Origin of the sequence: Micromonospora sicca (genome assembly GCF_003172935.1) — a bacterium.
GTDB classification, from domain to species: domain Bacteria; phylum Actinomycetota; class Actinomycetes; order Mycobacteriales; family Micromonosporaceae; genus Micromonospora; species Micromonospora sicca.
Map to the genome: position 1 here is coordinate 24,251 of NZ_QGKS01000109.1, position 13,355 is coordinate 37,605.

The 13,355-nt window shown below is 71.0% G+C and carries 10 protein-coding genes and 1 pseudogene; 3 read left to right on the plus strand and 8 right to left on the minus strand.

Features of this window, described 5'->3' with window-relative positions; genetic code table 11:
* Positions 1–59 precede the first annotated feature (59 nt).
* The gene (locus DKT69_RS04640) at positions 60–1,079 is read right to left on the minus strand and encodes an aldo/keto reductase (protein ID WP_109800358.1); all 1,020 of its coding nucleotides are present in this window, start codon (positions 1,077–1,079) and stop codon (positions 60–62) included.
* A gap of 148 nt (positions 1,080–1,227) precedes the next feature.
* Here DKT69_RS04640 and DKT69_RS04645 point away from each other — a divergent pair, with 148 nt between their 5' ends.
* On the plus strand, positions 1,228–1,815 hold the full coding sequence (locus DKT69_RS04645) for a TetR/AcrR family transcriptional regulator (RefSeq protein ID WP_236647335.1): 588 nt from the start codon (positions 1,228–1,230) through the stop codon (positions 1,813–1,815).
* Between the two features lie 184 nt (positions 1,816–1,999).
* Positions 2,000–2,725 (plus strand): annotated as a pseudogene (locus DKT69_RS04650) (transposase).
* A gap of 225 nt (positions 2,726–2,950) precedes the next feature.
* Here DKT69_RS04650 and DKT69_RS04655 read toward each other — a convergent pair.
* The 3 genes from DKT69_RS04655 to lysS all read right to left on the minus strand — a co-directional run bounded on the left by DKT69_RS04655 (position 2,951) and on the right by lysS (position 7,957).
* A complete protein-coding gene (locus DKT69_RS04655) occupies positions 2,951–5,482 on the minus strand; it encodes an ATP-dependent Clp protease ATP-binding subunit (RefSeq protein ID WP_109800359.1) in 2,532 nt (843 codons plus the stop codon).
* 504 nt (positions 5,483–5,986) lie between these two features.
* Positions 5,987–6,337 (minus strand): histone-like nucleoid-structuring protein Lsr2, encoded by a 351-nt coding sequence (locus tag DKT69_RS04660; RefSeq protein WP_304598663.1) that lies wholly within the window; start codon positions 6,335–6,337, stop codon positions 5,987–5,989.
* A 111-nt stretch (positions 6,338–6,448) separates the two neighbouring features.
* The gene (gene lysS, locus DKT69_RS04665) at positions 6,449–7,957 is read right to left on the minus strand and encodes a lysine--tRNA ligase (RefSeq protein WP_109800361.1); all 1,509 of its coding nucleotides are present in this window, start codon (positions 7,955–7,957) and stop codon (positions 6,449–6,451) included.
* 91 nt (positions 7,958–8,048) lie between these two features.
* On the opposite strand from lysS, the gene DKT69_RS04670 reads away from it, so the two are divergent.
* Entirely contained in the window at positions 8,049–8,789 is a 741-nt protein-coding gene (locus DKT69_RS04670) for a class I SAM-dependent methyltransferase (protein ID WP_109800362.1), read from the plus strand.
* Positions 8,790–8,826: 37 nt separating this feature from the next.
* Here DKT69_RS04670 and DKT69_RS04675 read toward each other — a convergent pair whose 3' ends face one another.
* The 4 genes from DKT69_RS04675 to DKT69_RS04690 all read right to left on the minus strand — a co-directional run bounded on the left by DKT69_RS04675 (position 8,827) and on the right by DKT69_RS04690 (position 13,163).
* Complete coding sequence (locus DKT69_RS04675; protein WP_109800363.1) at positions 8,827–9,585, minus strand: type III pantothenate kinase; 759 nt, start codon at positions 9,583–9,585, stop codon at positions 8,827–8,829.
* Between the two features lie 32 nt (positions 9,586–9,617).
* Positions 9,618–10,514 carry a carboxylating nicotinate-nucleotide diphosphorylase gene (gene nadC / locus DKT69_RS04680; RefSeq protein ID WP_109800364.1) on the minus strand — a complete coding sequence of 299 codons (897 nt, stop codon included), beginning with the start codon at positions 10,512–10,514 and terminating at the stop codon, positions 9,618–9,620.
* Complete coding sequence (locus DKT69_RS04685) at positions 10,511–12,205, minus strand: L-aspartate oxidase (protein ID WP_109800368.1); 1,695 nt, start codon at positions 12,203–12,205, stop codon at positions 10,511–10,513. The genes nadC and DKT69_RS04685 overlap by 4 nt, the downstream gene beginning before the upstream one ends.
* 61 nt (positions 12,206–12,266) lie before the next feature.
* Positions 12,267–13,163, minus strand: coding sequence for a septum formation family protein (locus DKT69_RS04690; protein ID WP_109800365.1), 897 nt, complete (start codon positions 13,161–13,163; stop codon positions 12,267–12,269).
* Positions 13,164–13,355: the final 192 nt, after the last annotated feature.

The following is a 13,355-nucleotide window of genomic DNA, read 5'->3' on the forward strand; positions in this document are numbered from 1 at the left end:
GGCAGGGGGACGCGCAAGCCGCCGCGCGTCTGCCGCCTGGTCACTGACGTGCCAAGTAATCAGCGGCGGCGCAGCGCCGGGTCGAGCAGGGCGGGCGGGGTGTCGTTCTTCTCGTGGGCGGCGAGGTCGACGCCGGGAGCCACGATCGCGTCGATCGCGTCCAGCACGTCGGTGGAGAGAACGGTGTCCGCGGCGGCGAGCTGCGAGCGGAGGTGGTCCATCGTGCGGGGGCCGATGATCGCGCTGGTCACGCCCGGGTGCGCGGTGACGAAGCCGAGCGCGAGCTGGATCATGCTGAGGCCGGCTTCGTCGGCAACCTTGGCGAGCTGCTCGACGGCGTCGAGTTTGGCGCGGTTGGCGGGGATGCTGATGTCGTAGCGCTGCTGCATGAAGCCCGAGCGGTTCGTGCTGATCTCCTGGCCGGCACGGATCGCGCCGGACAGCCAGCCCGATGCCAGCGGGCTCCAGGCGAGCACGCCCATGCCGTACTCCTGTGTCACGGGCAGCACGTGGGTCTCGATGCCACGCTGCAGGATCGAGTAGCTCGGCTGCTCGGTCACGTAACGGCTCAGGTGCCCCTCCCGGGCGGCCCACTGCGCCTGGACGATGCGGTAGGCCGGGAAGGTCGAGGAGCCGAAGTAGCGGATCTTTCCGGCGCGCTGCAGGTCCGTCAGCGCCGACAGCGTCTCCTCGTCGCTGCTCGTCGGGTCCCACCGGTGCATCTGGTAAAGGTCGACGTGGTCGACGCCGAGGCGGCGCAGGCTGTTGTCCAGCGCGGTGACCAGCCAGCGGCGCGAACCGCCCCGGTGGTTGCGCTCGTCGCCCATCGGCAGGGTCGCCTTGGTGGCCAGCACGACATCGCCGCGGCGGCCGGCGATGGCCTTGCCGACCATCTCCTCGGACTGGCCGCCGCTGTAGACGTCGGCGGTGTCGATGAGGTTGATCCCCGCATCGAGCGCCGCGTCAACGATGGCGGTGGCTTCCTCCTGGGTGGTGTTGCCGATCTTGCCGAAGTTCATTGCGCCGAGCACGAGGGTGCTGACCTGCACACCCGTGCGGCCCAAGGTGCGGTACTGCATGACTGTTCCTCCTGGAAACCGTGCAGCGTTGCATCGTTTGGTGGTGGCGCGCCTGATCAGTATGCTGAACAAGCGGAGCAGTGTTCCGATAACCAAGATACGGAACGGCGTTCCGGATGCCAAGCGGTGTGATGGAGGTAACGGGGCCTTGGCCGACATCGACAGCGGCTCGGAGCGACCGGCCTCGCGCAAGCGGGCCGACGCGCGGCGCAACGAGAAGACCCTGCTGGACGCTGCCGCTGCGGCGTTCGTCGCCTCCGGCGTCGACGTGCCTGTGCGCGACATCGCCGCCAGGGCGGGCGTCGGCGTGGGCACGATCTACCGCCACTTCCCGACGCGAGCCGACCTCATCGTCGCCGTCTACCGGCACCAGATCGAGGCGTGCGCCGAGGCGGGTCCGGCCTTGCTGGCCGACAGCAGCACACCGCACACCGCCCTGGTGCAGTGGATCAACCTGTTCGTCGACTTCCTGATCACCAAACACGGCCTCGCCGCGGCGCTACAGTCTGACGACGCCGCCTTCCGGACCCTGCACGCCTACTTCCTCGACCGCCTCGTCCCGGTGTGCGACCAGCTGCTCGACGCCGCCGTCGCAGCGGGCGAGATCCGTCCCGACATGGACGCCTACGGACTGCTGCGCGGCGTCGGTAATCTCTGCATCGGCGCGGGCAGCGACCCCCGTTACGACGCGCGCCGCCTGGTCGAGCTCCTCATCGCTGGACTTCGCCTCCGCTGAGGCGAAGTCAGCAGCGAGTTCATCCCGAGGCGCCGTAGTACCAGACCGACACGACATCGCTGCCGTCTACGGGCGATAAGCGCCCGCGCAGAATGGCGAGGCGGGGCGGGCGTGTCTGAACGAGTGCAGGCACAGGATCCATGATCATGAAGGTGCTTACGCCTCGTGATCACCGGGAGATCCTGTGCCTGCCATCCCAGCATGGCTGATCGAGCCACTGTGGGTCCAGTTCACCGCGCTGCTACCTGATCGGCCGACGTGCGCCCCGACGCATCCGTTGGGCTGTCACCGCAGGCGGATCGATGACCGGATCGTGTTCGACAAGCTGATTCAGGTGCTGCAGTTCGGCTGCGCCTACGACGCCTACGACCGGCTCGTCGGCTTGGTCCTGGACGACATCGCCGTGGACGGCTGCATCACCAAGGCCCCCGGCGGAGGTGACTGCGCCGGGGGCCTTGGTCGACCGGGGCAAGCAGGGAATGAAACGCTCATCGATGGTCGACGGTTACGGCATTCCCCTCGGCCGGGTCCTGGCCGGCGCGAACCGACACGACTCACCGCTGCCGGCCCCACCCTCGACCGGCTCGACGACCTGGGCCCACTCCCCGAGACCATCACGGTGCACCTCGACGCCGGATACGACTCGGCGGTCACTCGATGCTGCTGGCCGAACGCGGCCTGACCGGCAAGATCGCCCACAGGGCGACAAGGCGCCCATCCCAACGGTGGCACGCGAACGGACGAACATCTGGCACAACGCGTTCAACCGACTGCAACGCTGCTACGAACGAACCGAACAGGTCATCGACGCGTTCTTCGACCTCGCCGACGCGATCATGACCGTCCGTAGCCTGATCGGCGAGCGTGGACCACCTACCGGTGGGACAACCGCCCCACCCGCCGCCGATGATCACCACCAATCTGCGCGACCTCTTATGCCTCTCAGGCATACCGCTCTCCGGCCATATGTCGGGTCCGCGCGGCACGCCGAGGCCATCCCGTCGCGAGGTTGAGCTGATCAAGCCCGAACGGATCGGCGGCGACCGGCGCGCCAGGTGCGGGCGGGTGGGGATGCGGAAAGGCGACGGCCCCGGTGGCTTTCGCCAACCGGGGCCGTCGCCCTGTCAGGTGTCGCTTACTCGTCCGCGCCCGCGGTGGCGGCGCCACCGAGATCGGCCGGGACGGCGTCCGGAACCTCCACCGGCTTGTCCGCGCCTCGGAAGACGAGCTTGGACTTGTCGATGTTCTCCGGGTCGCCCTCGCAGTCCACCACCACGATCTGACCCGGGGTCAGCTCGTTGAAGAGGATCCGCTCGGAGAGGTTGTCCTCGATGTCGCGCTGGATCGTGCGACGCAGCGGCCGCGCGCCCAGCACCGGGTCGAAGCCCTTCTTCGCCAGGTACTTCTTGGCGTTGTCGGTCAGCTCCAGGCCCATGTCCTTGTTGCGCAGCTGCGTCTCGATCCGCTGGATCATGATGTCCACGATCGAGAGGATCTCGTTCTCGCGCAGCTGGTGGAAGACGATGGTGTCGTCGATCCGGTTGAGGAACTCGGGCCGGAAGTGCTGCTTGAGCTCGTCGTTGACCTTCTGCTTCATCCGGTCGTAGTTCGACTCGGAGTCCTCAGAGGCCTGGAAGCCCAGCGAGACCGCCTTGGCGACGTCCCGGGTGCCGAGGTTGGTGGTCAGGATGATGACCGTGTTCTTGAAGTCCACGATCCGACCCTGACCGTCGGTCAGCCGCCCGTCCTCCAGGATCTGGAGGAGCGTGTTGAACACGTCCGGGTGAGCCTTCTCGATCTCGTCGAAGAGGACCACCGAGAACGGCCGACGCCGCACCTTCTCGGTCAGCTGCCCGCCCTCGTCGTAGCCGACGTAGCCGGGAGGGGCACCCACCAGCCGGGACACCGTGTACCGGTCGTGGAACTCGGACATGTCCAGCTGGATGAGGGCGTCCTCGCTGCCGAAGAGGAACTCGGCGAGCGCCTTGGACAGCTCGGTCTTACCCACGCCTGACGGACCGGCGAAGATGAACGAGCCCGACGGGCGCTTCGGGTCCTTCAGGCCGGCCCGGGTACGCCGGATCGCCTTCGAGACCGCCTTGACCGCGTCCTCCTGGCCGATGACGCGCTTGTGCAGCTCGTCCTCCATGCGCAGCAGGCGCGAGGTCTCCTCCTCGGTCAGCTTGTAAACCGGGATGCCGGTCCAGTTGCCGAGCACCTCGGCGATCTGCTCGTCGTCAACCTCGCTGACGACGTCCAGGTCACCGGCCTTCCACTCCTTCTCCCGCTGGGCCTTCTGGCCGAGCAGCTGCTTCTCCTTGTCGCGGAGCTGCGCCGCCCGCTCGAAGTCCTGCGCGTCGATCGCGGACTCCTTGTCGCGGCGGACCTGGGCGATCCGCTCGTCGAAGTCGCGCAGGTCTGGCGGCGCGGTCATCCGGCGGATGCGCATCCGGGCCCCGGCCTCGTCGATCAGGTCGATCGCCTTGTCCGGCAGGAAGCGGTCGGAGATGTACCGGTCGGCGAGCGTCGCCGCCGCCACCAGCGCGGCGTCGGTGATGCTCACCCGGTGGTGCGCCTCGTAGCGGTCGCGCAGGCCCTTGAGGATCTCGATGGTGTGAGCCAGCGACGGCTCGCCCACCTGGATCGGCTGGAAGCGGCGCTCGAGAGCGGCGTCCTTCTCCAGGTGCTTGCGGTACTCGTCGAGCGTGGTGGCACCGATGGTCTGGAGCTCGCCACGGGCCAGCATCGGCTTGAGGATGCTCGCCGCGTCGATCGCGCCCTCGGCGGCACCCGCACCCACCAGGGTGTGGATCTCGTCGATGAACAGGATGATGTCGCCCCGCGTGCGGATCTCCTTGAGCACCTTCTTCAGGCGCTCCTCGAAGTCACCGCGGTAGCGGGAACCGGCGACCAGCGCACCGAGGTCGAGCGTGTAGAGCTGCTTGTCCTTGAGGGTCTCGGGCACCTCGCCCTTGATGATCTTCTGGGACAGCCCCTCCACCACGGCGGTCTTACCGACGCCGGGCTCACCGATCAGGACCGGGTTGTTCTTGGTACGGCGGGAGAGCACCTGCATGACCCGCTCGATTTCCTTCTCGCGCCCGATGACCGGGTCGAGCTTGCCCTCGCGGGCGGCCTGGGTCAGGTTGCGGCCGAACTGGTCCAGCACGAGGCTGGTCGACGGCGCGGCCTCGCCCGGCGCGGCGCCCGCCGCGGCCGGCTCCTTGCCCTGGTAGCCCGAGAGCAGCTGGATCACCTGCTGGCGGACCCGGTTGAGGTCGGCGCCGAGCTTGACCAGCACCTGGGCGGCGACGCCCTCACCCTCGCGGATCAGGCCGAGCAGGATGTGCTCCGTGCCGATGTAGTTGTGGCCGAGCTGCAGCGCCTCGCGCAGCGACAGCTCCAGCACCTTCTTGGCCCGCGGCGTGAACGGGATGTGCCCGCTCGGCGCCTGCTGGCCCTGGCCGATGATCTCCTCGACCTGCTGGCGGACGCCCTCGAGGGAGATGCCGAGGCTCTCCAGGGCCTTTGCCGCGACGCCTTCACCCTCGTGGATGAGGCCCAGCAGGATGTGCTCCGTACCGATGTAGTTGTGGTTGAGCATCCGGGCCTCTTCTTGGGCCAGGACGACAACCCGTCGCGCTCGGTCGGTGAACCGCTCGAACATGCCCTCGTGCTCCTCACGTGCCGTGCGCCTTGATGGTCTAGATCTTGGCGGGGCCGGTGCGCGGACGTCCGGGACGGGCGTCCGTGCCTCCTTACTCTATCGCCGCGGACCGACTCCGCTGAGGTCGTGTGTCCCTGCGGAATGCCGTGTACGCGTCGTTTCTGACAACCGTCCGCGCTCAGGAGGTGTTCCGGTACCCCTACCTGTACGCGCAGAGCGAAATTCGCACGCGCTGCGGACGCACCGAGCCGGACCCGTTTCGACCGGGTCACCCGGGAACATCTCGTCCACAGCCTGTGGATGCAATCTCCACCGCCTGTGGACAACGCCCACCCACCCGGGGTTCTTCCCAGCCGGCGGCGGGGTTCGCAGCGGGCCCCAACGGGCGCGAGCGGGCCACCGGCCGCGAACCGGGCAATCGGCACGGGAGGGCGGAAACGGCGACGCCGGCCCGGAGTGGCACTCCGGTCCGGCGTCGATCTCGCCCGGTGACGAGCCCAGGGCTCAGCGGCCCGCCTTCGAGTGGTACTCGTCGACGATCTCCTGCGGGATCCGACCCCGGTCGGAGATGTCCTTGCCCGACTTCTTGGCCCAGGCGCGGATGGCCTTGTTCTGCTCGCGGTCGGCGGTCGCGCCGCCCCGCCCGCGCGCGGCCCGCCCGCCGACGACCACGCCGCCCCGGCCGACCTTGGTGCCGTGCGCCACGTACGGCGCAAATACCTCACGCAATTTCTCGGCGTTGGCCACCGACAGGTCGATCTCGTACTGCACGCCGTCCAGCGCGAACTTGACGGTCTCGTCAGCGTCCCCGCCGTCCAGGTCATCGACCAGCTTGTGAATGATCTGCTTGGCCACGTCCCACATTCCTTTCGAGCAGGGTCTCCTGCCACAATCCAGGAGCACAATAACCCGCGCGCCGCTTACCGCGTCAATAGGACGCGGTAACGAGCCGGAGAAGGTTGACGGCTACTCCGGGCGGACCAACGGGAAGAGGATGGTTTCCCGAATTCCCAGCCCGGTCAGCGCCATCAAGAGCCGGTCGATTCCCATTCCCATACCACCGGCCGGCGGCATTCCGTACTCCATCGCCCGGAGAAAGTCCTCGTCCAGTCGCATCGCCTCGTCGTCGCCACGGGCGGCGAGCTGCGCCTGGGCCACCAGCCGCTCCCGCTGCACCACCGGGTCGACCAGCTCCGAGTACGCGGTGCCCAGCTCGAAGCCGAGGACGTAGAGGTCCCACTTCTCGGCCAGGCCCGGCTCGCTGCGGTGCGCCCGGGTCAGCGGGCTGGTCTCCTCCGGGTAGTCCCGGACGAACGTCGGGGCCTGCAGCGACGGAACGACCAGTTCCTCGAAGAGCTCCTCGGCCAGCTTCCCCGGCCCCCACTTCGGGTCGACGGCGAGGCCGACCTTGTCCGCGTACTCGACCAGCCGGGACCTGTCGGTGCGCACGGTGACCTCCTCGCCGAGCGCCTCGGAAAGGACCCCGAAGAGGGTCACCGAACGCCACTCGCCGCCCAGGTCGAACTCGCGGCCGTCGGCGTGGGTCACCACGGTCGAGCCGCTCACCGCGATCGCCGCGCCCTGCACCAGATTGCGCGTCAACTCCGCCATCGTGTCGTAGTCGCCGTACGCCTGGTAGGTCTCGAGCATCGCGAACTCGGGAGAGTGCGACGAGTCGACTCCCTCATTACGGAAGTTACGGTTGATCTCGAAGACCCGGTCGACGCCGCCGACCACGGCGCGCTTGAGAAACAGTTCCGGCGCGATTCGCAGATACAGATCGGTGCTCAACGCATTGCTGTGGGTCACGAATGGGCGGGCCGCCGCGCCACCGTGCAGCAACTGCAGCATCGGGGTCTCGACCTCGATGAAGCCCGCCCCGTGCAGGGAATCGCGCAGGCTGCGCACCGCGGCCGCCCGGGTACGCACCATCTGCCGCGCCTGCGGGCGGACGATCAGGTCCACGTAGCGCTGGCGGACCCGGGCCTCCTCGCTCAGCGGCTTGTGCGCCACCGGCAGCGGGCGCAGCGCCTTGGCGGTGACCGCCCACTCGTCGGCCAGCACCGACAGCTCGCCCCGCCGGCTGGTGATCACCTCACCGGTCACGCCGACGTGGTCACCGAGGTCGACCAGGCGCTTCCAGTCGTCCAGCCGCTGCGCGCCGACCCGGTCCAGGGAGAGCATCGCCTGGAGTTCCATGCCGTCCCCGTCCCGCAGGGTGGCGAAGCAGAGCTTGCCGGTGTTCCGTACGAAGATCACCCGGCCGGTGACCGAGACCTTGTCCCCGGTGGCGGTGTCGGTAGGCAGCTCGGCGTACTTCTCGCGGATCTCCGCCAGGGTGCTGGTCCGGGGAAACCCGACGGGGTACGGCTCGACCCCCTCGGCGAGCATCCGGTCCCGCTTCTCCCGGCGGACCTTCATCTGCTCGGGAAGGTCGTCGGCGGGGTCCACTGGCACGGCGTTCTGCTCGGTCACGGCACGCTTCCTCGGGAAGGAGATATCGGCGGGGTCAGGACCCGAGCGTACTCAAGCCCCCAGGTGGCCGTTACCGGATAACCTGCCCGCCATGACCGACCCCACTCAGGCCCTGTCCTTCGGCGCGGCGGCGGCCGACTACGACCGGTTCCGACCCCGCTATCCGCAGGCGGCGCTGGGCTGGGCGCTCGACGGCTTGGACCCGTCGGCCCGGGTCGTCGACCTGGGCGCCGGCACCGGCATCCTCACCCGCGGCGTGCTCGCCCTGGGTCACCAGGTGGTCCCGGTGGAACCCGACCCGGGGATGCGGGCCCAGCTCGACGCCGCCACCCCGGGCGTCACCGCCCTGGCCGGCAGCGCCGAGTCGGTGCCGCTGCCGGACCGCGCGGCCGACGCGGTGCTGGTGGGCCAGGCGTACCACTGGTTCGACAAGGAACGCGCGCACGTCGAGATCGCCCGGGTGCTCCGGCCGGGCGGGACGTTCGCCCCGATCTGGAACACCCGGGACACCAGTGTGCCCTGGGTGGCCGAGCTGGGGCGGATCGCCGACCTGCGGGACCACTCCGGCAACCTGATCGAGAAGGTCACCGACTTCGGCCCCCCGTTCGGCGCGGTGGAGCTGGGCGAGTTCAGCCACCGGACCACGCTCACGCCGGCCGAGGTGGTCGGCATGCTGCGCACCCGCTCGTACTGGCTGACGGCCACGCCCGAGGAGCGGGAGAAGGTCGACCGGGAACTGCGGGAACTCTTCGTCACCCACCCCGACCTGGCCGGGCGGGAGACCGTCGAGCTGCCGTACCGGACGCTGGTCTTCCGGGCCCGGCGGCGCTGACGCCCGCGCGGCGCGCCCGGCTCCGGCGCGGCCGGGGTCAGGTGTTGCGCTCGTAGACCATCCGTAGGCCGATCAGCGTGATCATCGGCTCGTGGTGGGTGATGGTGCGGCACTCGCCGATCACCACCGAGGCCAACCCGCCGGTCGCGATGACCGCCCTCACCTCGCCCAACTCCTCGGCCATCCGCTCGACGATCCGGTCCACCTGCCCGGCGAAGCCGAAGTAGAGGCCGGACTGGAGGCACTCCACGGTGTTCTTGCCGATCACCGAGCGGGGCTTGGTGGCCTCCACCTTGCGCAACTGCGCCGCGCGGGCGGCGAGCGCGTCGAAGGAGATCTCGATGCCGGGCGCGAACGCGCCGCCGAGGAACTCGCCCCGGCCGCTGATCACGTCGAAGTTGGTGGTCGTGCCGAAGTCCACCACTATCGACGGTCCACCGTAGAGGGTGTACGCGGCCAGGGTGTTGACCACCCGGTCCGAGCCGACCTCCTTGGGGTTGTCGATGGCGAGCTGCACCCCGGTCCGCACCCCGGGCTCGACGATCACGCTGGGCAGGTCGGCGTAGTAGCGGGCCAGCATGGTCCGCAGCGAGCGGAGCGCCGCCGGCACCGTCGAGCAGGCGGCCACCCCGGTGATCTCCACGGCGTCACCGGCCAGCAGCCCCCGGAACATCAGACCCAGCTCGTCCGCCGTCGAACGGGCGTCGGTCTTGATCCGCCAGGAGTGCACCAGCTTGTCGCCGTCGAAGGTCGCCAGCACGGTGTTGGTGTTTCCGATGTCGATGCAGAGCAGCACGCACGAAGCCTAGACGGCACCCCCTCCCCGGCTCATTCCTCCCGCAGGTCCAGGGCGATGTCCAGGATCGGCGAGGAGTGGGTCAACGCGCCCACCGAGATGAAGTCCACGCCGGTCGCGCCGTACTCGGCGGCCACCGGCAGGGTGAGCCCGCCGGTCGCCTCCAGCTCCGCCCGGTCCCCCACCGCGGCGACCACCTCGCGCAACTGCGCCGGGGTCATGTTGTCCAGCAGCAGGAAGCCGGCCCCCGCCTCGACGGCCTCCACCGCCTCCGCGATGGTGTCCACCTCCACCTGCACCGGCACGTCCGGGAAGGCCTCCCGGACCCGGCGGTAGGCCGCGCCGACGCCCCCGGCGGCGACCTTGTGGTTGTCCTTGATCATCGCGACGTCGTGCAGGCCCATCCGCTTGTTGGTGCCGCCGCCGGCGCGGACCGCGTACTTCTCCAGGGCCCGCAGGCCCGGGGTGGTCTTCCGGGTGTCCAGCACCATCGCCTTCGTGCCGGCCAGGGCGTCCGCCCAGGCACGGGTGTGGGTGGCCACCCCGGACATCCGGCACAGCAGGTTCAGCGCCGTCCGCTCGGCGGTGAGCAGCAGCCGGGTCGGGCCGGTCACCGTGGCCAGCACGTCGCCGCGCGCCACCCGCTGCCCGTCGTGGGCCACCAGCGACACCTCGACCGTACGGTCCGAACCGGTCACCTCGCCGACCAGGTCGAACACGGCGGCGGCCACGGCCAGCCCGGCCACCACGCCGTCGGCGCGGGCGACCAGGTCGGCGGTGTCGTTCTGCGCGTCCGGGATGGTGGCCACGCTGGTGACGTCGAGGAAGTCCGGGCCCAGGTCCTCGGCGAACGCGTCGACGATCACCCGCTGCACCCACACCGGGTCCAGGCTGGCCGCCCGCAACGCCTGCTCCGTCGACTCCCTCATTCCGACTCCTCCCACTGCTGCGTCAACCGGCCCTGCGCCCCGACGGCCGTGACGAGGTGGCCCAGCCACCGCTCGTCGGCCGTCGGGAAGTCCTCCCGCCAGTGGCAACCCCGGGTCTCCTGGCGGGCGTACGCGGCGGCGACCAGTGTCGACGCCACCGTGATCAGGTTCGTCGCCTCCCAGTCGGCGGTGCGCGGCACGCCGCGTCCCCCGCCCAGCTCGGTCAGCGCGCCGGCCGTCCCGGCGAGGGTCTCCGCCGAGCGGAGCACGCCCGCGCCCCGGGTCATCGCCCGTTGCAGGGCCGGCGTGCCCTCGGCGGGCACCACCCAACCCGCGCCGCCCACCCAGGCGCCGGTCTCCGCCGGCCTGGCCTGCTCGGGCAGGCCGGCGGCGATGTCCTCGGCGATCCGGCGGGAGAAGACCAGCCCCTCCAGCAGCGAGTTGCTGGCCAGCCGGTTCGCGCCGTGCACCCCGGTGCAGGCCACCTCGCCGCAGGCGTACAGGCCGGGGATGGAGGTCCGGCCGTGCAGGTCGGTGCGGACGCCGCCGGAGGCGTAGTGGGCGGCCGGGGCGACCGGGATCAGATCGGTGGCCGGGTCGACGCCGATGGCCAGGCAGGACGCGACGATGGTCGGGAAGCGCCCGGCGAGGAAGTCCCCGCCGAGGTGCCGGGCGTCCAGGTAGACGTGGTCCGCGCCGGTGGCCAGCAGCACCCGGTGGATGCCCTTGGCCACCACGTCGCGGGGAGCCAGCTCGGCCAGCTCGTGCTGCCCCACCATGAACCGCTTGCCGTCGGAGTCGACCAGGTGGGCGCCCTCGCCGCGCAGCGCCTCGGAGACCAGCGGCTGCTGGGCCCGGGTGGCGCCCGGCACGCCCACCCCGGCCGGGGCGATCAGCGCGGTCGGGTGGAACTGCACGAACTCCACGTCGGTGACCGCCGCGCCGGCCCGCACCGCGAGGGCCACCCCGTCGCCGGTGGAGACCGCCGGGTTGGTGGTGGCCGCGAAGACCTGCCCCATGCCGCCGGTCGCCAGCACCACCGCGCGGGCCAGCAGCGCCCCGACGCCGTCCTCGCTGCCCTCGCCGAGCACGTGCAGGGTGATCCCGCAGGCCGGGCCGAGGCCGCCGGGGCCGTCGCCCGGGGCGCGGAGCAGGTCCAGCACCAGGGCGTGCTCCACCAGCCGGATCCACGGGTCCCGGCGGACCGCCGCGTGCAGCGCCCGCTGCACCTCGGCGCCCGTGGCGTCGCCACCGGCGTGCACGATCCGGTCGGCCCGGTGGCCGCCCTCCCGGGTGAGCATCAGCGAGCCGTCCGGGTTCCGGTCGAACTCGGCGCCGATCCGCATCAGCTCCCGCAGCCGGGTCGGCCCCTCCTCGACCAGGACCCGCACCGCGGCCGGGTCGCAGAGGCCGACCCCGGCGACCTCCGTGTCGTACGCGTGGGCGGCCGGGCTGTCCGCCGGGTCGAGCACGGCGGCGATGCCGCCCTGCGCCCAGCGGGTCGAGCCGTCGTCGATGTTGACCTTGGTGACCACCGTGACGTGCAGCCCCGCCTCGCGCAGGTGCAACGCCGCGGTCAGGCCGGCGACCCCGGAGCCGACCACGATCACGTCGGTGGTCTCCACCCAGCCGGGTGCGGGCGCGGCCAGCAGCCTGGGCAGGGCCGGCAGCTCGACGGTCGGCAGGTCCATGAACACAGTCAACCCGAAGGCCACTCCTTCCGGGCGGCGGGGGCGGGACGAGTGTTTTCGGCTACCGCGTCCGGACCGGCAGCCCGGCCGGGCCGGCCCCCTTCAACGAGGCGGTCACCGTACGGTCGCTGAGCCACAGGTAGCAGCGGACGCCGCGGTCGCCCACCGTCCAGCGCCCGGCGGCGGGCGGGCGGACCACCACGCCACTGCGGAAGCGCAGGGTCGGGTCGTCCGGCACCCCGGTGTACCTCGCGAGGACCGTGCCGCAGCCGGTGTAGAAGGGCGCCCAGTCGGCGTCCTTCCTCGGGTACGGACGGTCCGGCGCCCGCCACACCCCGACGAACTCGGCGTCGTGGCTGGTGCCGCAGGCCACCGGGGTCAGGGTGCGCACCCCCCGCCCGTCGCCGGTCCCCGTCCGCTGGCACCCCAGCCGCAGCGCGGACGTCCCCTTCAGGGCGTCCCGCAGGCTGCCGGTCCGGGTGACCACCTCGGCCTTCGCCTCCACCGTGCTCAGCTCGGCCAGGTCGCACCGGTACCAGCGGGAGCCGGCCGTCCAGCCGGGCGCCGAGGGCACCGCCACGGCCAGCCGCAACCGGCCGGCCCGCCAGTCGTCACCGACGTACCCGCCGGCCCGGGTGTCACAGTCGGCGAAGGCGCCCCGCAGCTCGACCGAGCCGACGGCCGGCGGGGCCGCCCGCTCCGCGGGGAAGGCGCCGACGTGCACGGTCTCGACCCGGTGCGGCAGGTCGCACCCGACCGGTTCGTACGCGGCGAGGGTCAGCGTGCCGCCCGGGTCGGCCACCTGGCAGACCCCGGCCGACGGGGTGAACGCGCCGGCCGCCGGCAGGGCGGCCCAGTCGTCGGTGACGTCGCCGTCGAGCCCGGCGGGCGAGGCACAGCCGGTCAGCACCGCCCCCGCGACCAACGCGGCGACCAGGTTCCTCATCGCACGGCGCATCGCGGCCTCCCCAGCCGACGACCGTCACCCGACGGCGTGATCAGGGTAACCAGAAATGACGTTCCGGTGACAGGCCGCTCACCCGCCACGCCCCCGCGATCTTGCACTTGTCGCCGGCGAACGCGACAGAAGCCGCGAGTCGCGGGCCTCAACTGCAAGATCGCGAGGGGTGGGTGGAGGTCAGGCGGGGGT

Bases quoted from the DNA above. Each gene is read 5' to 3' on its own strand.
- DKT69_RS04640 (WP_109800358.1), bottom strand. From the start codon at position 1,079: ATGCAGTACCGCACCTTGGGCCGCACGGGTGTGCAGGTCAGCACCCTC.
- DKT69_RS04655 (WP_109800359.1), bottom strand. From the start codon at position 5,482: ATGTTCGAGCGGTTCACCGACCGAGCGCGACGGGTTGTCGTCCTGGCC.
- DKT69_RS04670 (WP_109800362.1), top strand. From the start codon at position 8,049: ATGACCGACCCCACTCAGGCCCTGTCCTTCGGCGCGGCGGCGGCCGAC.
- nadC (WP_109800364.1), bottom strand. From the start codon at position 10,514: ATGAGGGAGTCGACGGAGCAGGCGTTGCGGGCGGCCAGCCTGGACCCG.
- DKT69_RS04685 (WP_109800368.1), bottom strand. From the start codon at position 12,205: ATGGACCTGCCGACCGTCGAGCTGCCGGCCCTGCCCAGGCTGCTGGCC.
- DKT69_RS04690 (WP_109800365.1), bottom strand. From the start codon at position 13,163: ATGCGCCGTGCGATGAGGAACCTGGTCGCCGCGTTGGTCGCGGGGGCG.